This window comes from Paraburkholderia kururiensis JCM 10599 = LMG 19447 (assembly GCF_003986935.1).
Taxonomy (GTDB): Bacteria; Pseudomonadota; Gammaproteobacteria; order Burkholderiales; family Burkholderiaceae; genus Paraburkholderia; species Paraburkholderia kururiensis.
This window is the reverse complement of sequence record NZ_RJZE01000029.1, coordinates 1-17026: the sequence shown is the minus strand read 5'-3', so window position 1 is coordinate 17026 and position 17026 is coordinate 1. Positions and strand designations below refer to the sequence as shown.

The following is a 17026-nucleotide window of genomic DNA, read 5'->3' as shown; positions in this document are numbered from 1 at the left end:
TTTCAGTTGGAGCGGCGATTTGCGCCTGCCCCGCGGCCACCAACTAACCCGATTCATCCATGACGACTTACCAGCCTGGTCGGGTGACCACTTACTCGACAGCACCGGCGAATCCGGCACCACCGCCTTCTATCGCCCGTGAAGGCGACATCCCGACTGCTTACTTCGCAGCCTTGGCGCGCTTCGCGCCGTACTTCGAACGAGCCTGCTTACGATCCTTGACGCCCTGGGTATCCAGCGAGCCGCGAACCATGTGGTAACGCACACCCGGCAAGTCCTTGACACGGCCGCCGCGGATCAGCACAACCGAGTGTTCCTGCAGGTTGTGGCCTTCACCACCGATGTACGAGATCACTTCGAAACCGTTCGTGAGGCGAACCTTGGCGACCTTACGGAGTGCCGAGTTCGGCTTCTTCGGCGTCGTGGTGTACACACGGGTGCACACGCCGCGACGCTGCGGGCAGTCCTGCAAGGCCGGGCTCTTGCTCTTCGCGACTTCCGAAGTGCGGCCTTTGCGAACCAGTTGATTGATGGTTGGCATTGTTTATTCCTGAAATTGAACAAAATCGACGCATCCATTTCCGGGCAAAGCGAAAATCGATACGTTTCGAATCTCCGAACGGGAAAACCACCGGCGGCGTGACCAATAGGAACGAACGCACGCCGACATCCCAAGAACCGGAACCCAGCATCATATTCGGGAAATGCCAAGCGCGTCAATAGCTTGCAGCATTTCTGATGTTGTGACGGACGGCCTCCGGCGTCGCCGCAATTAGTCCGCGCTCACGACCTCGAGAAGTTCGTCGCCGAACCGTTCCAGCTTACGGGCCCCAATGCCAGGAATATGGCGCAGGTCGTTAATGGTGTCGGGATGCACGCGGGCGATTTCCGCCAGGGTTGCGTCGTGAAATATGACGTAGGCCGGTACGCCCTCGCTCTTCGCCGTAGCGGTTCGCCACGCACGCAGCCTGTCCCAGCGCGCACGCTCGTGTGCGCTCATGCCGAGCGTCGGGTCGGCGCGCTCGCTGGTGCGGCCGGACGCTTGCCGTGCGCGGGCCGGCTTGACGTAGCGCCGCATCGTCACGGTCTCCTCGCCCTTGAGCACCCGCTTGCTCGCCTCCGTGAGCACGAGCGAGCCAAAGCCGTCATGGTCGACCGCCAGGTAGCCAAAGGCGACGAGTTGCCGGAAGATGGCGCGCCATTCCGCTTCGGAAAGCGCTGCACCGATGCCGAAGGTACTGAGCTGCTCGTGCCCGCGCTGAAGAATCTTTTCGTTGCGGTTGCCGCGCAGAATGTCGATGAGATGCCCGGCGCCGAAGTGGAAGCCGCTCGCACGCTGCGCGCGGAAGACGCATGAGAGCGCCATTTGCGACTCGCGCGTCGCGTCCCATGTGGCCGGAGGCTCGAGGCAGGTGTCGCAGTTGCCGCACGGCCCCGACTCTTCGCCGAAGTAGGCGAGCAGCCGCACGCGCCGGCACGCAGCGGTTTCGCACAGGCCGAGCAGCGCGTCGAGCTTGCTTGTCTGCACGCGCTTGTGCGCGTCGTCGGCGTCGGACTCGTCGATCATCTTGCGCTGCTGCACGACATCGCCCAGCCCATAGGCCATCCACGCGTTTGCAGGCAGACCGTCGCGACCTGCGCGTCCGGTTTCCTGGTAGTAGCCCTCCACGCTCTTTGGCAAATCCAGGTGCGCGACGAAGCGAACGTCGGGCTTGTCGATGCCCATGCCAAAGGCGATCGTCGCGCACATCACGATGCCCTCTTCGCGCTGGAATATCTCCTGGTGTTCCTGCCGCACGGCGAATTCCATGCCGGCGTGGTACGGCAGCGCGCGGATGCCTTGCCCTTTCAGCCACTCCGCCGTTTCTTCGACCTTGCGGCGGGACAGGCAATACACGACGCCGGCGTCGGTGGTGCCGTCCGCACGCGTGTGTTCGGCCCGAATGAAGTCGAGCAACTGGGTGCGCGCATTGTCCTTTTCGACAATGCGGTAGCGGATGTTGGGCCGGTCGAAACTCGAGACGAAAATGCGCGCTTCGTCGAGCGCGAGACGATGCACGATCTCGTCGCGCGTGATGGCGTCCGCAGTAGCCGTTAGCGCGATGCGCGGCACCGCCGGAAAGCGCTCGTGCAGCACAGATAGCTGGATGTATTCGGGCCGGAAGTCGTGCCCCCACTGCGACACGCAATGCGCTTCGTCGATGGCAAAGAGGCCGATGCGCGCGCGCTCGAGCAGTTCGAGAAAGCGCGGCGTCATCAAGCGTTCCGGCGCGACATAGAGAAGGTCGATGTCGCCCTCTCGCAGCGCACGCTCCGTGGCAGCGGCCTCCGCGCCCGACAGCGTCGAGTTCAGGTAAGCGGCACGCACACCCACCTCGGTGAGCGCCGCGACCTGGTCTTGCATGAGCGCAATGAGCGGGGAGACCACGATGCCCGCGCCCTGCCCCGCCTCCCGCCGCACGAGCGACGGAATCTGATAGCAAAGTGATTTGCCGCCGCCCGTGGGCATCAACACGAGGGCGTCGCCGCCACTCGCCACATGTTCGACGATTTCGCCCTGTTGCCCCCGGAACGCGGGATAACCAAAAACTTCGTTGAGAATTTCGAGCGAACGGGACATGTAGGCGGAAGAGAACGGGCAATGCGGATTAGCCGGAATTCTACCAACGCGAGGCGCCGGTCATGCAGGCCATCGGACTGCGTTGGCCATGCGGACGATGCCATACGTCGGCAAAGACAAGCCGGCGTCGCATGCGAGACACCGGCGAGCGAATGCGAGGTAAGAAACAAAAAAGCCGCCCAGTCGAAACTGGACGGCTTCTGCGAAGCGGTCATCCGAAGCGGCTCGCGCCGCTTGCGGATTACTCGCCCGTGTGAGGCTGCTGCTCGGCGGCCGGGGCTTCCGGCGTACCGAAGTCGAACGCCTCTTCGGCTGCGATCTGGTCGAAGCGCTCGCGATCGGCCATCTCCTTGCTCTTGCGTGCCTTGTGGAACGCAAGGCCCGTACCGGCAGGAATCAGGCGACCGACGATCACGTTTTCCTTCAGGCCACGCAGATCGTCGCGCTTGCCCATGATTGCCGCCTCGGTCAGCACGCGGGTCGTTTCCTGGAACGACGCAGCGGAGATGAACGAGTCGGTGGACAGCGACGCCTTCGTGATACCCAGCAGCACGTTCTCGTACGTGGCCGGACGCTTGTCGTCCGCGACCATCCGGTCGTTCTCGTCGAGCATGTCGGAACGCTCGACCTGTTCGCCCGGGATGAAGCGCGTATCGCCGTTGTCGACGATCTGCACGCGGCGCAGCATCTGACGCACGATCACTTCAATGTGCTTGTCGTTGATCTTCACGCCTTGCAGACGGTACACGTCCTGCACTTCGTCCACGATGTAGCGCGACAGCGCCTCGACGCCCTGCAGACGCAGGATGTCGTGCGGATCCGCCGGTCCGTCCACGATCATCTCGCCCTTGTTGACGACCTGACCATCGTGCACCAGAACCTGCTTTTCCTTCGCGATCAGGAACTCGTGCTGGTTGCCCTCGAGGTCCGTGATAACGAGACGCTGCTTGCCCTTCGTGTCCTTACCGAACGACACCGTACCGGTGACTTCCGCCAGGATACCCGCGTCCTTCGGCGAACGGGCTTCGAAGAGTTCGGCCACACGCGGCAGACCGCCGGTAATGTCACGCGTCTTCTGCGATTCCGTCGGAATACGCGCGAGCACTTCACCGACCTGCACCTGCTGGCCGTCCTTCACCGTGATCAGTGCGCCGACCTGAAAGCCGATCTGCACCGAGTGCTCGGTACCCGGAATCTTCACTTCTTCGCCGCTGGCGTCGAGCAGTTTCACCTGCGGACGCACGCTCTTCGAGGCCTGCGAACCGCGGCGCTTCACGTCGATCACGACGAGCGTCGAAAGCCCCGTCACGTCGTCGATCTGCTTGGCCACCGTCACGCCTTCCTCGACGTTCTCGAACTTCACCGTACCGCTGTACTCGGTGATGATCGGGCGCGTCATCGGGTCCCACGTGGCGAGCTGCGTGCCGGCCTTGATCTGCGCACCGTCGAGCTGGAGCAGCGTGGCGCCGTAAGGCACCTTGTGACGCTCGCGCTCGCGGCCGTGATCGTCGGCGATGATCGCTTCGCCCGAACGCGAGATGACGATCTGCTCGCCCTTCGCGTTGGTGACGTAGCGCATCGAGGCAGTGAAACGCACCGTACCGTTGCTCTTCGCTTCGACCGACGAGGCGACTGCCGCACGCGAAGCCGCGCCACCGATGTGGAACGTACGCATCGTGAGCTGCGTGCCCGGTTCGCCGATCGACTGCGCCGCAATCACGCCAACCGCTTCGCCGACGTTCACGAGCGAGCCGCGGCCGAGGTCGCGGCCGTAGCAGGCCGCGCACAGGCCGTAACGCGTTTCGCAGGTGAGCGGCGTACGCACGCGCACTTCGTCGATGCCGAGGCGTTCGATTTCCTCGACCGCAACTTCGTCGAGCAGCGTGCCCGATTCGTACAGCGTTTCCTGCGATTCGGGATTGACGACGTCCGCCACCGCCACGCGGCCGAGAATCCGGTCACGCAGCGCTTCGACCACTTCACCGCCTTCCACCAGCGCCTTCATCGCCACGCCGTTCGAGGTGCCGCAATCGTCCTCGACCACCACGAGGTCCTGCGTCACGTCGACGAGACGACGCGTCAGGTAACCCGAGTTCGCGGTCTTCAGTGCGGTATCAGCCAGACCCTTACGTGCACCGTGGGTCGAGATGAAGTACTGCAACACGTTCAGACCTTCGCGGAAGTTCGCGGTAATCGGCGTCTCGATAATCGAGCCGTCCGGCTTCGCCATCAGGCCGCGCATACCGGCCAGCTGACGAATCTGCACCGCCGAACCCCGGGCGCCCGAGTCGGCCATCATGTAGATCGAGTTGAACGACTCCTGGCGCGTCTCGTTGCCGTCGCGGTCCGTTACCGGCTCCGTCGACAGCTGCTCCATCATCGCCTTGCCGACCGCTTCCGACGTCGCCGACCAGATGTCGACCACGTTGTTGTAGCGTTCCTGCGCGGTGACGAGACCCGACATGTACTGACGGTCGTACTCCTTCACCTTCTTCGCGGCGTCGCCGACGATGGTTTCCTTCTGCGGCGGCACGAGCATGTCGTCCACGCAGATCGAAATACCGGCACGCGTCGCGAGACGGAAACCCGACTGCATCAACTGGTCGGCGAACACCACCGTCGCGCGCAGACCGCACTTGCGGAACGCCGTGTTGATGAGGCGCGAGATTTCCTTCTTCTTGAGCGGCTTGTTCAGCACCGAGAACGGCAGGCCGTGCGGCAGGATTTCCGAGAGGATCGCGCGGCCGACGGTCGTCGCATACAGCGAGATCTTCGGCACGAACTGCGGCGCACCTTCCGACGTGTCTTCGTTGCGGACCATTTCGGTAATCCGCACGTTGACGCGCGATGCGAGCTCGACTTCCTTGTTCTCGTACGCGCGCAGCGCTTCCGACACGCCCGTGAACGTCATGCCTTCGCCCTTCGCGTTGATCGCCTCGCGCGTCGCGTAGTACAGACCCAGCACGATATCCTGCGACGGCACGATCGACGGATCGCCGTTGGCCGGGAACAGCACGTTGTTCGACGCGAGCATCAGCGTGCGCGCTTCCATCTGCGCTTCGAGCGACAGCGGCACGTGAACGGCCATCTGGTCGCCGTCGAAGTCGGCGTTGAACGCCGCGCAGACGAGCGGGTGCAGCTGAATGGCCTTACCTTCGATCAGCACCGGCTCGAAAGCCTGAATGCCGAGACGGTGCAGCGTCGGCGCACGGTTGAGCATCACCGGGTGCTCGCGGATCACCTCTTCGAGGATGTCCCACACCACCGCCGTCTGGTTTTCGACTTCCTTCTTCGCCGCCTTGATGGTCGTTGCCACGCCCATCACTTCGAGCTTGTTGAAGATGAACGGCTTGAAGAGTTCGAGCGCCATCAGCTTCGGCAGACCGCACTGGTGCAGCTTCAGCGTCGGGCCCACCACGATGACCGAACGGCCCGAGTAGTCCACGCGCTTGCCCAGCAGGTTCTGACGGAAGCGACCGCCCTTACCCTTGATCATGTCGGCGAGCGACTTCAGCGGACGCTTGTTCGCACCCGTCATCGCCTTGCCGCGACGACCGTTGTCGAGCAGCGAGTCGACGGCTTCCTGCAGCATGCGCTTTTCGTTGCGCACGATGATTTCAGGTGCCTTCAGCTCGAGCAGACGCTTCAACCGGTTGTTACGGTTGATCACGCGGCGATACAGGTCGTTCAGGTCCGACGTCGCGAAACGGCCGCCGTCGAGCGGCACGAGCGGACGCAGTTCCGGCGGCAGCACCGGCAGCACTTCGAGAATCATCCACTCGGGCTTGATGCCCGAACGCTGGAAGGCCTCGAGCACCTTCAGGCGCTTCGCGTACTTCTTGATCTTCGCTTCGGAACCCGTGTTCTTGAGTTCCGTGCGCAGCGTCTCGACCTGCTCGTCGATGTTGATCGAACGCAGCAGTTCGCGCACGCCTTCCGCGCCCATTTCGGCACGGAATTCGTCGCCGTATTCCTCGACCTTGTTGTAGTAATCCTCTTCGGTCATGATCTGCCGCGCCTTCAGCGGCGTCATGCCCGGATCGATCACCACGTACGCTTCGAAGTACAGCACGCGCTCAATGTCGCGCAGTGTCATGTCGAGCACCATGCCCAGACGCGACGGCAGCGACTTCAGGAACCAGATGTGCGCAACGGGCGAGGCCAGTTCGATGTGGCCCATGCGTTCGCGACGCACCTTGGCGAGCGTCACTTCGACGCCGCACTTCTCGCAGATCACGCCGCGGTGCTTGAGGCGCTTGTACTTGCCGCACAGGCACTCGTAGTCCTTGATCGGGCCAAAGATCTTGGCGCAGAACAGGCCATCGCGTTCCGGCTTGAACGTACGGTAGTTGATGGTCTCCGGCTTCTTGACTTCACCGAACGACCACGACCGGATCTTGTCGGGCGAGGCCAGACCGATCTTGATCGCATCAAAAACTTCTTCTTGTTGGACTTGCTTGAATAGATCGAGCAAAGCTTTCATCGCTTCTCTCCAGTAGTCCGATTAGTTCCGGTCCAGGTCGATGTCGATACCCAGCGACCGGATTTCCTTCACCAGCACGTTGAACGACTCAGGCATACCGGCGTCGATCACGTGGTCGCCCTTCACGAGGTTCTCATAGACCTTGGTACGGCCGGTCACGTCGTCCGACTTCACCGTCAGCATTTCCTGCAGCACGTACGATGCGCCATACGCTTCGAGCGCCCACACTTCCATTTCACCGAAGCGCTGACCACCGAACTGCGCCTTGCCGCCCAGCGGCTGCTGCGTCACGAGCGAGTACGGACCCGTGGAGCGCGCGTGCATCTTGTCGTCGACCAGGTGGTGCAGCTTCAGGTAGTGCATGTAGCCGACCGTCACCGTACGCTCGAATGCTTCGCCCGTGCGGCCGTCGTAGAGGCGGACCTGGTTCTTCGACTTCGTCATGCCCAGCTGCTCGGCGATCTCGTCCGGGAACGCCAGGTCGAGCATCTTCGACATTTCCTCTTCGGTCGCACCGTCGAACACCGGCGTGGCGAACGGCACGCCTTCGCGCAGGTTCTTCGCGAGTTCGATGATCTCGTCGTCCGAGAAGCTGTCCAGCTCTTCTGCACGGCCCGACTCGTTGTAGATCTTCGTCAGGAACACACGCAGTTCTTCGACCTTCGTCTGACGCTGCAGCATTTCGCCGATACGCCAGCCCAGACCCTTCGCCGCCCAGCCCAGGTGCACTTCCAGCACCTGACCCACGTTCATCCGCGACGGCACGCCGAGCGGGTTCAGCACGACGTCGGCCGGACGGCCGTCGGCCATGTACGGCATGTCTTCGACCGGAACGATCTTCGACACCACGCCCTTGTTACCGTGACGGCCGGCCATCTTGTCGCCAGGCTGCAGACGGCGCTTCACCGCGAGGTACACCTTGACCATCTTCAGCACGCCCGGCGGCAGTTCGTCGCCTTGCGTGAGCTTCTTGCGCTTCTCTTCGAACGCGAGGTCGAACTGGTGACGCTTCTGTTCGATCGAGTCCTTGATGGCTTCGAGCTGCGCCGCTGCGTCTTCGTCCGCGAGGCGGATGTCGAACCAGTGGTAGTGGTCGAGGTCTTCCAGGTACGCCTGGTCGATCTTCGTGCCCTTCGCGAGCTTCTTCGGACCACCGTTCGCAACCTTGCCCACGAGCATGCGTGCGAGACGCTGGAACGCGTCGCCTTCCACGATACGCAGCTGGTCGTTCAGGTCGAGGCGATAGCGCTTCAGCTCGTCGTCGATGATCTGCTGGGCGCGCTTGTCGCGCTGGATGCCTTCACGCGTGAACACCTGCACGTCGATCACCGTGCCGCTCATGCCCGACGGCACGCGCAGCGAGGTGTCCTTCACGTCCGATGCCTTCTCGCCGAAGATCGCGCGCAGCAGCTTTTCTTCCGGCGTGAGCTGCGTTTCGCCCTTCGGCGTCACCTTGCCCACCAGCACGTCGCCCGCTTCGACTTCCGCGCCGATGTACACGATGCCCGACTCGTCGAGACGGCTCAGCTGCACTTCCGCGAGATTCGAAATGTCGCGCGTGATTTCTTCCGGTCCGAGCTTCGTGTCGCGAGCAACAACGTTCAACTCTTCGATGTGGATCGACGTGTAACGGTCGTCGGCCACCACCTTTTCGGAGATCAGGATCGAGTCTTCGAAGTTGTAGCCGTTCCACGGCATGAACGCGACCAGCATGTTCTGGCCGAGCGCGAGCTCGCCCAGGTCCGTGGAGGCGCCGTCGGCCAGCACGTCGCCGCGCGAGACGATGTCGCCCACCTTCACGATGGGACGCTGGTTGATGTTCGTGTTCTGGTTCGAACGCGTGTACTTGATGAGGTTGTAGATGTCGACACCCACCTCACCGGCCACGGCTTCGTCGTCGTTCACGCGAATCACGATACGGCCCGCGTCGACGTAATCGACCACGCCACCGCGGAACGCCTGAACCGTCGTGCCCGAGTCGACCGCCACCGTGCGCTCGATGCCCGTACCCACCACGGCCTTCTCAGGACGCAGACACGGCACAGCCTGACGCTGCATGTTCGAACCCATCAACGCGCGGTTCGCGTCGTCGTGCTCGAGGAACGGAATCAGCGAAGCCGCCACCGACACGATCTGCGACGGCGCCACGTCCATGTACTGGATGCGGTCCGGCGTGACCATCAGCGTTTCGCCGGCTTCACGCGACGACACCAGTTCGTCGGTGAGCGTGCCGTCGTCGGCCACTGCCGCGTTCGCCTGCGCGATCACGTAACGGCCTTCTTCGATCGCCGACAGGTAATCGATCTGGTCCGTGACCTTACCGTCTTCGACCTTGCGGTACGGCGTTTCGAGGAAGCCGTACTCGTTCAGGTGCGCGTACAGCGCGAGCGAGTTGATCAGGCCGATGTTCGGACCTTCCGGCGTTTCGATCGGGCACACGCGGCCATAGTGGGTCGGGTGCACGTCACGCACTTCGAAGCCTGCGCGCTCACGCGTCAGACCGCCCGGGCCCAGTGCGGAAACACGACGCTTGTGCGTGATTTCCGACAGCGGGTTGGTCTGGTCCATGAACTGCGACAGCTGCGACGAACCGAAGAACTCGCGAATCGCCGACGAAATCGGCTTCGAGTTGATCAGGTCGTGCGGCATCAGGTTTTCGCTTTCGGCCTGACCCAAGCGTTCCTTCACCGCGCGCTCGACGCGCACGAGACCGGCACGGAACTGGTTCTCCGCCAGTTCGCCAACGCAACGCACGCGACGATTGCCGAGGTGGTCGATATCGTCCACTTCGCCCTTGCCGTTACGCAGCTCGACGAGGATCTTGATGGTCGCGAGGATGTCGTCGTCCTGCAGCGTCATCGGGCCCGTGATTTCATCGCGGCCCACGCGGCGGTTAAACTTCATACGGCCGACCTTCGAGAGATCGTACGCGTCTTCGCTGTAGAAGAGACGGTTGAACAGTGCCTCGACCGCTTCTTCGGTGGGCGGCTCACCCGGACGCATCATGCGGTAGATCGCGATGCGTGCGGCCATGCGGTCGGCCGTTTCGTCAACCCGCAGCGTCGACGAGATGTACGGACCCTGGTCCAGATCGTTCGTATAGAGCGTCTGGAAGTCCTTGATGCCCGCTTCGCGCAGCTTCTCGAGCACGCTTTCCGTGACTTCGTCGTTCGCGTTGGCGATCACTTCGCCCGTTTCGCTGTCGACGATGTTCTTGGCCAGCACGCGGCCGAGCAGATAGTCCTCGGGCACCGAGATGAACTTCGTCTTGGCGTTGTCGAGGTCGCGAATGTGCTTCGCGTTGATGCGCTTGTCCTTCTGGACGATCACGTTGCCATCACGGTCCGTGATGTCGAAACGCGCGACTTCACCCCGCAGACGCTCGGGCACGAACTCCATCTGCGCGCCTTCCGGCATCAGCGTGAAGTTGTCGAACACGAAGAAGTTCGCGAGGATCTGTTCCGGCGTGAGGCCAATGGCCTTCAGCAGGATCGTGACCGGCATCTTGCGGCGACGGTCCACGCGGAAGTACAGCACGTCCTTCGGATCGAATTCGAAGTCGAGCCACGAGCCGCGGTAAGGAATGATGCGCGCGGAGAACAGCAGCTTGCCGGAGCTGTGCGTCTTGCCCTTGTCGTGTTCGAAGAACACACCAGGCGAGCGGTGCAGCTGCGACACGATCACACGTTCCGTGCCGTTGATCACGAACGAGCCGGTCGGCGTCATGAGCGGAATTTCGCCCATGTACACTTCCTGCTCCTTCACTTCCTTGACGACCGGCTTGCTCGGAGACTCCTTGTCGAGCAATACCAGACGCACCTTCGCGCGCAGCGCGGAGCAATACGTCAGGCCGCGCTGCTGGCATTCCTTGATGTTGAATGCGGGTGGTGAAAGCGCGTAGCTGACGAACTCGAGGCGAGCAAACCCGTTGTGCGAAACAATGGGGAACACGGACGAGAACGCCGCTTGCAGGCCTTCAGGCTTGCGCTGCGGCGTGGGCACATCTGCTTGCAGAAATGTGCTGAATGATTCAAGCTGGGTGGCCAGCAGGAAAGGAACCTGGTGAACGATGGGGCGCTTCGCGAAACTCTTGCGAATACGCTTCTTCTCGGTGAAGGAATATTGCATACGATCTCCGAATCACGGCGGGGTTGCCGGGGGCAGGATTGCCCGACAGGTACGACCCGAGTGTTCACCGACTGAGACCCGATGGCCGTCCGATGGCTTGAACGAGCCTTAGAAGCTTGGTGGTTGGCCGCTACCAACCGCTGGCTGACGGCAGCGGATGCCAGTGTTGCCCGCTGCCCGACCAAACTTGCCTTCTGCAGTCGCTTCAGAAGACAAAGAGAAGCGCCGTTCAATCGTGACCCGAAGGCCTGGAAAGGCGATTTTCTTTGGCTTCTGGGGCCCGAACTTCCGCACCCGACAGGTGCAAAAACACGGTCCCCACAAAGCACAAAAAGGCCGGCGGTGTGAAAACCGCCAGCCTTCGCACAGCGCGCCGGAACTTACTTGATTTCAGCCTTCGCGCCTGCGTCTTCCAGCTTCTTCTTCGCTTCGTCAGCAGCAGCCTTGGGCACCGCTTCCTTAACGGGCTTCGGTGCACCGTCGACCAGGTCCTTCGCTTCCTTCAGGCCCAGGCCCGTCAGTTCGCGAACAGCCTTAATCACGGCAACCTTGTTGCCACCGGTTTCGGTCAGCACGACCGTGAATTCGGTCTGCTCTTCAGCGGCTGCAGCTGCACCGCCGCCACCGGCCGGGCCTGCCACTGCCACTGCAGCAGCCGACACGCCAAACTTCTCTTCGAACGCCTTGACCAGTTCGTTCAGTTCCAGAACCGACATCGCGCCAACGGCTTCGAGGATGTCTTCTTTTGCGATTGCCATTTGAAATACTCCTAGATTGAATTCGGATACAGCCAGCGATCCTGTCCGCAGATCTCGCCAGACTGAAGTTCGTTACGCAGCTTCGCCCTGCTTCTTCTCCGCCAGCGCAGCCAATGCGCGCGCGAAGCCAGAAACCGGGGCCTGCATGACAAACAACAGCTTCGAGAGCAGTTCCTCGCGACTCGGGATGTTGGCAAGCGCTTGCACGCCAGCCTTGTCCATCACCTTGCCTTCGTAGGCACCGGCCTTGATGATCAGCTTGTCATTGCCCTTGCTGAAGTCGTTGACGACCTTCGCGGCGGCAATGGCATCTTCCGAGATGCCGTAGATCAGGGGGCCAGTCATCTGCTCTGCCAGCGGAGCAAACGGGGTACCTTCAACTGCACGACGTGCCAACGTATTCTTCAGCACGCGCAGGTACACCTGCTGCTCGCGCGCTTTCGCGCGCAGCTTGGTCAGATCGCCAACCGCAATCCCACGATACTCAGCAAGAACCATCGTCTGGGCTTTCGCAACTTGCGCGGAAACCTCAGCTACGACGGCCTGCTTGTCTTCCTTGTTGAGTGGCACGGTTAGCCTCCAGATTCGATACACGCGGCACGAGCCTTGTGCATCGGGTTCAACAACGGCGTCCGACCAGTCCGGAGTATTTCAGCCGGTTCCCGCCCGCATTGCTGCGCACGACAACCTGCTTCAGCACTTCAAAACCTTTTCGGGTTCGCCATCTGCGTTGGTTTGCATTAAGGAGACGTCCAACTACTACGCTCCACCAACGGTCTTTGACAACCGGCCGCGTGATGCACCCTGCCATCTCGCGACCGCCCAAAGCCCTTAAACGCTCCGCCCTGTCCAGCAGCGAAGCGACAAAACGATTACTGCGCGGCGAGCGTTGCCTGATCGACGCGCACGCCCACACCCATCGTGCTCGACACGGCGATCTTGCGCAGGTACACGCCCTTGCTCGTTGCCGGCTTCGCCTTGTTCAGCGCGTCGACGAGTGCGTCGAGGTTGCTGCGCAGCGCTGCGGGTTCGAACGAGGCACGACCGATGGTCGCGTGGATAATGCCGGCCTTGTCGACGCGGAATTGCACCTGACCGGCCTTCGCGTTCTTGACTGCGGTAGCCACGTCCGGCGTCACGGTGCCAACCTTGGGGTTCGGCATCAGGCCGCGCGGGCCGAGAATCTGGCCCAGCGTACCGACCACACGCATCGTGTCCGGCGAGGCGATCACGACGTCGAAGTTCAGATTGCCAGCCTTGATCTGCTCGGCGAGATCTTCCATCCCGACGATTTCCGCACCTGCGGCGCGAGCCTGCTCGGCCTTGTCGCCTTGCGCGAACACGGCCACGCGAACCGACTTGCCGGTACCAGCGGGCAGCACGACGGAGCCACGAACGACCTGGTCTGACTTCTTCGCATCGATGCCGAGTTGCACGGCCACGTCGATCGATTCGTCGAACTTCGCCGTTGCGCATTCCTTCACGAGCGCGAGCGCGTCGTTGATCGGATACAGCTTCTGACGGTCGACCTTGTTCGCGTATGCCTGCAGACGCTTAGAAAGCTTGGCCATTTACACGCCCTCCACGGTGATGCCCATCGAGCGGGCGCTGCCAGCGATCGTGCGAACCGCTGCGTCCATATCAGCTGCCGTAAGATCCGGCATCTTCGTCTTGGCGATCTCTTCGGCCTGAGCGCGCGTGATCGAGCCGACCTTGTCGGTGTGCGGCTTGCTCGAACCCTTGTCGATCTTCGCGGCCTTCTTGATCAGAACCGTTGCCGGCGGCGTCTTCAGAACAAACGTGAAGCTCTTGTCGGCGAAAGCGGTGATGACCACCGGAACGGGCAGGCCCGGTTCCATGGCTTGAGTCTGCGCGTTGAACGCCTTGCAGAACTCCATGATGTTCAGACCGCGCTGACCCAGCGCCGGACCGACGGGGGGCGACGGATTGGCTTTACCCGCAGGAATCTGCAGCTTGATAAAGCCGATAATTTTCTTTGCCATTTGAAAACCTCAGTGGAACGCGTGAGCGTTCGGTGAGTAGTAACGCGCGTTCGCCGATGAACTGACTACTGACGCTCCTCAACGGCCATTGCGCGGACCGTAAGCGCGAAAGGCGGATCGCGCCTTACCGGCGCGATCCGCGAAATCGGGATCAAAGCTTCTCGACCTGGCCGAACTCGAGTTCAACCGGCGTTGCGCGACCAAAAATAGTGACAGAAACGCGGACGCGCGACTTTTCGTAATTGACTTCTTCGACGCTACCGTTGAAGTCCGTAAACGGACCATCCTTCACCCGGACCATCTCGCCAACTTCGAACAGGGTTTTCGGACGCGGCTTCTCCACGCCTTCCTGCATCTGCGACATGATCTTTTCGACTTCGCGCGGCGAGATCGGACTGGGTCGGTTACGCGCACCGCCCACAAATCCCGTCACCTTGGCAGTGTTCTTCACGAGATGCCACGTCTCGTCGGTCATTTCCATCTCGACAAGCACGTAGCCTGGGAAGAAACGACGCTCGGTCACAGACTTGTGACCACCCTTCACTTCAACCACTTCTTCGGTCGGAACGAGAATCTGACCGAACTTGTCTTGCATGCCGGCGCGCTCAATGCGCTCCTGAAGCGCACGTTGCACGCTCTTCTCCATGCCGGAGTAGGCGTGCACGACGTACCAACGTTTTCCGCTCGGGGATGCCGGAGTATCGCTCATATCATTTCCAACCCAGAATCACCGAGAAAATCACCCATTCGATGGACTTATCGCTGATCCAGAGGAGCACGGCCATGACCAGCACGAAGCCGAAAACCACTAGCGTGGTCTGCGTGGCTTCCTTGCGGGTAGGCCAGACAACCTTGCGAACTTCCCGGTACGAGTCCTTGGCGAACGCGATAAAGCCTTTGCCGGGCGCCGAGAGCAAACCGACCACCACACCCGCGACCACGCCAACGGCTAGCGCGGCACCGCGGACGTACCATTCCTGGCTACCGAGCCAGAAAAAGCCTACGAACCCGGCCACCACCAACAATACGCCCGCGACGAGCAGAAGCTTGTCACCGGAAGTATTTACAGTTTCGACGGAGGAAGGATTCGCCATAACACCTTAACGAACATCGCGACGAGCGCGAGAATTTGGCAGGGGCAGAGGGAATCGAACCCCCAACCTTCGGTTTTGGAGACCGACGCTCTGCCAGTTGAGCTATACCCCTAAACCATTTGGGGTTGACGATGTCGCCAACCCCGAAACAACCGATCAACGAGAACTAGCTGGCTTACTCGATGATCTTGGCGACGACACCGGCGCCGACGGTACGGCCACCTTCACGGATGGCGAAGCGCAGGCCTTCTTCCATCGCGATCGGTGCAATCAGCTTCACCGTGATCGACACGTTGTCGCCCGGCATCACCATTTCCTTGTCCTTCGGCAGCTCGATCGAGCCCGTCACGTCCGTCGTACGGAAGTAGAACTGCGGACGGTAGTTGTTGAAGAACGGCGTGTGACGGCCGCCTTCGTCCTTGCTCAGCACGTACACCTCAGCCGTGAAGTGCGTGTGCGGCGTGATCGAACCCGGCTTGGCCAGCACCTGGCCACGCTCCACTTCCTCACGCTTCGTGCCGCGCAGCAGGATACCGACGTTGTCGCCCGCCTGGCCCTGGTCCAGCAGCTTGCGGAACATTTCCACGCCCGTGCAGGTCGTCTTCACCGTCGGCTTGATACCGACAATCTCGATTTCCTCGCCAACCTTGACCACGCCACGCTCGACGCGACCCGTCACCACTGTACCGCGGCCCGAGATCGAGAACACGTCTTCCACCGGCATCAGGAACGCGCCATCCACTGCGCGCTCCGGCGTCGGGATGTACGTGTCCAGCGCGTCGGCCAGGTTCATGATCGCCACTTCACCCAGCTCGCCCTTGTCGCCTTCCAGCGCCAGCTTGGCCGAACCCTTGATGATCGGCGTGTCGTCGCCCGGGAAGTCGTACTTCGACAGCAGCTCGCGCACTTCCATTTCCACCAGCTCGAGCAGCTCGGCGTCGTCCACCATGTCGCACTTGTTCAGGAACACGATGATGTACGGCACGCCCACCTGGCGCGCCAGCAGGATGTGCTCGCGCGTCTGCGGCATCGGACCGTCCGCGGCCGAGCACACCAGGATCGCGCCGTCCATCTGCGCTGCACCCGTGATCATGTTCTTCACGTAGTCCGCGTGACCCGGGCAGTCAACGTGTGCGTAGTGGCGGTTGGCCGTTTCGTACTCGATGTGCGCCGTGTTGATCGTGATGCCGCGGGCCTTTTCTTCCGGCGCCGCGTCGATCTCGTCGTACTTCTTCGCCTCACCGCCGAACTTCGCCGACAGAACCGTCGCAATCGCCGCCGTCAGCGTGGTCTTGCCGTGGTCAACGTGACCGATCGTGCCCACGTTCACGTGCGGCTTGGTCCGCTCAAATTTACCCTTAGCCATTTTCGACTCCTAAGAGGATTTTTCCGTACGTTGCGCTGGGCGCAAACTATCACTGACACTCGCTGGTGCCCATGGGCAGGATCGAACTGCCGACCTCTCCCTTACCAAGGGAGTGCTCTACCACTGAGCCACATGGGCGATACTTTTTGTGCGCTGGAGCGGGTGAAGGGAATCGAACCCTCGTCGTAAGCTTGGAAGGCTTCTGCTCTACCATTGAGCTACACCCGCAAGGGCCTTCGATTTCCTGCCGCGACCTCAGCTTAGCAATTCTGGTGGAGGAGGTTGGATTCGAACCAACGTAGGCGTAAGCCAACAGATTTACAGTCTGCCCCCTTTAGCCACTCGGGCACCCCTCCGCAGAGAACTGATGATTATGGGGGAGTAACCGATTGATGTCAAGCATCAACTACGGGAATCCCCCCAAGGCGTTCTCACTTATAAGCACGCGCCCAAAGCAGAAGACCCCGCCATATGGGTGGCGGGGTCTTTGCGGGGTAAGGAGCCTGACGATTACCTACTTTCACACGGGCAATCCGCACTATCATCGGCGTGGAGTCGTTTCACGGTCCTGTTC

11 protein-coding genes and 4 tRNA genes are annotated in these 17026 nt (G+C 61.6%); all 15 read right to left on the bottom strand.

The features are described from left to right. Window positions 1-160: 160 nt before the first annotated feature. Window positions 161-541, bottom strand: coding sequence for a 30S ribosomal protein S12 (rpsL, locus tag PKKP23_RS28225; protein WP_017777150.1), 381 nt, complete (start codon window positions 539-541; stop codon window positions 161-163). 231 nt (window positions 542-772) lie between these two features. Then, the gene (gene recQ / locus PKKP23_RS28220; RefSeq protein ID WP_126879323.1) at window positions 773-2620 is read right to left on the bottom strand and encodes a DNA helicase RecQ; all 1848 of its coding nucleotides are present in this window, start codon (window positions 2618-2620) and stop codon (window positions 773-775) included. A gap of 241 nt (window positions 2621-2861) precedes the next feature. Then, on the bottom strand, window positions 2862-7103 hold the full coding sequence (rpoC, locus tag PKKP23_RS28215; RefSeq protein ID WP_017777148.1) for a DNA-directed RNA polymerase subunit beta': 4242 nt from the start codon (window positions 7101-7103) through the stop codon (window positions 2862-2864). A 21-nt stretch (window positions 7104-7124) separates the two neighbouring features. Then, the gene (rpoB, locus tag PKKP23_RS28210) at window positions 7125-11231 is read right to left on the bottom strand and encodes a DNA-directed RNA polymerase subunit beta (protein WP_017777147.1); all 4107 of its coding nucleotides are present in this window, start codon (window positions 11229-11231) and stop codon (window positions 7125-7127) included. A gap of 380 nt (window positions 11232-11611) precedes the next feature. Beyond that, window positions 11612-11989, bottom strand: a complete 378-nt coding sequence (gene rplL / locus PKKP23_RS28205) for a 50S ribosomal protein L7/L12 (protein ID WP_017777146.1) — start codon at window positions 11987-11989, stop codon at window positions 11612-11614. A 72-nt stretch (window positions 11990-12061) separates the two neighbouring features. Continuing rightward, a complete protein-coding gene (gene rplJ, locus PKKP23_RS28200; protein ID WP_114815399.1) occupies window positions 12062-12559 on the bottom strand; it encodes a 50S ribosomal protein L10 in 498 nt (165 codons plus the stop codon). 302 nt (window positions 12560-12861) lie between these two features. Further along, complete coding sequence (rplA, locus tag PKKP23_RS28195) at window positions 12862-13560, bottom strand: 50S ribosomal protein L1 (protein ID WP_017777144.1); 699 nt, start codon at window positions 13558-13560, stop codon at window positions 12862-12864. Then, entirely contained in the window at window positions 13561-13992 is a 432-nt protein-coding gene (rplK, locus tag PKKP23_RS28190) for a 50S ribosomal protein L11 (protein WP_017777143.1), read from the bottom strand. A gap of 151 nt (window positions 13993-14143) precedes the next feature. Further along, window positions 14144-14701 (bottom strand): transcription termination/antitermination protein NusG, encoded by a 558-nt coding sequence (nusG, locus tag PKKP23_RS28185; protein WP_026121916.1) that lies wholly within the window; start codon window positions 14699-14701, stop codon window positions 14144-14146. Window position 14702: 1 nt separating this feature from the next. Next, window positions 14703-15086 carry a preprotein translocase subunit SecE gene (gene secE, locus PKKP23_RS28180; protein ID WP_017777141.1) on the bottom strand — a complete coding sequence of 128 codons (384 nt, stop codon included), beginning with the start codon at window positions 15084-15086 and terminating at the stop codon, window positions 14703-14705. A gap of 36 nt (window positions 15087-15122) precedes the next feature. Beyond that, window positions 15123-15198: transfer RNA gene (locus tag PKKP23_RS28175), tRNA-Trp, on the bottom strand. Between the two features lie 63 nt (window positions 15199-15261). Then, the gene (tuf, locus tag PKKP23_RS28170) at window positions 15262-16452 is read right to left on the bottom strand and encodes an elongation factor Tu (protein WP_017777140.1); all 1191 of its coding nucleotides are present in this window, start codon (window positions 16450-16452) and stop codon (window positions 15262-15264) included. Between the two features lie 63 nt (window positions 16453-16515). Beyond that, window positions 16516-16590, bottom strand: a tRNA-Thr gene (locus PKKP23_RS28165). Between the two features lie 16 nt (window positions 16591-16606). Then, a tRNA-Gly gene (locus PKKP23_RS28160) sits at window positions 16607-16680 on the bottom strand. 42 nt (window positions 16681-16722) lie between these two features. Further along, window positions 16723-16808, bottom strand: a tRNA-Tyr gene (locus PKKP23_RS28155). Between the last annotated feature and the right edge of the window lie 218 nt (window positions 16809-17026).

Bases quoted from the DNA above. Each gene is read 5' to 3' on its own strand.
- rpsL (WP_017777150.1), bottom strand. From the start codon at position 541: ATGCCAACCATCAATCAACTGGTTCGCAAAGGCCGCACTTCGGAAGTC.
- recQ (WP_126879323.1), bottom strand. From the start codon at position 2,620: ATGTCCCGTTCGCTCGAAATTCTCAACGAAGTTTTTGGTTATCCCGCG.
- rpoC (WP_017777148.1), bottom strand. From the start codon at position 7,103: ATGAAAGCTTTGCTCGATCTATTCAAGCAAGTCCAACAAGAAGAAGTT.
- rpoB (WP_017777147.1), bottom strand. From the start codon at position 11,231: ATGCAATATTCCTTCACCGAGAAGAAGCGTATTCGCAAGAGTTTCGCG.
- rplL (WP_017777146.1), bottom strand. From the start codon at position 11,989: ATGGCAATCGCAAAAGAAGACATCCTCGAAGCCGTTGGCGCGATGTCG.
- rplA (WP_017777144.1), bottom strand. From the start codon at position 13,560: ATGGCCAAGCTTTCTAAGCGTCTGCAGGCATACGCGAACAAGGTCGAC.
- rplK (WP_017777143.1), bottom strand. From the start codon at position 13,992: ATGGCAAAGAAAATTATCGGCTTTATCAAGCTGCAGATTCCTGCGGGT.
- nusG (WP_026121916.1), bottom strand. From the start codon at position 14,701: ATGAGCGATACTCCGGCATCCCCGAGCGGAAAACGTTGGTACGTCGTG.
- secE (WP_017777141.1), bottom strand. From the start codon at position 15,086: ATGGCGAATCCTTCCTCCGTCGAAACTGTAAATACTTCCGGTGACAAG.
- tuf (WP_017777140.1), bottom strand. From the start codon at position 16,452: ATGGCTAAGGGTAAATTTGAGCGGACCAAGCCGCACGTGAACGTGGGC.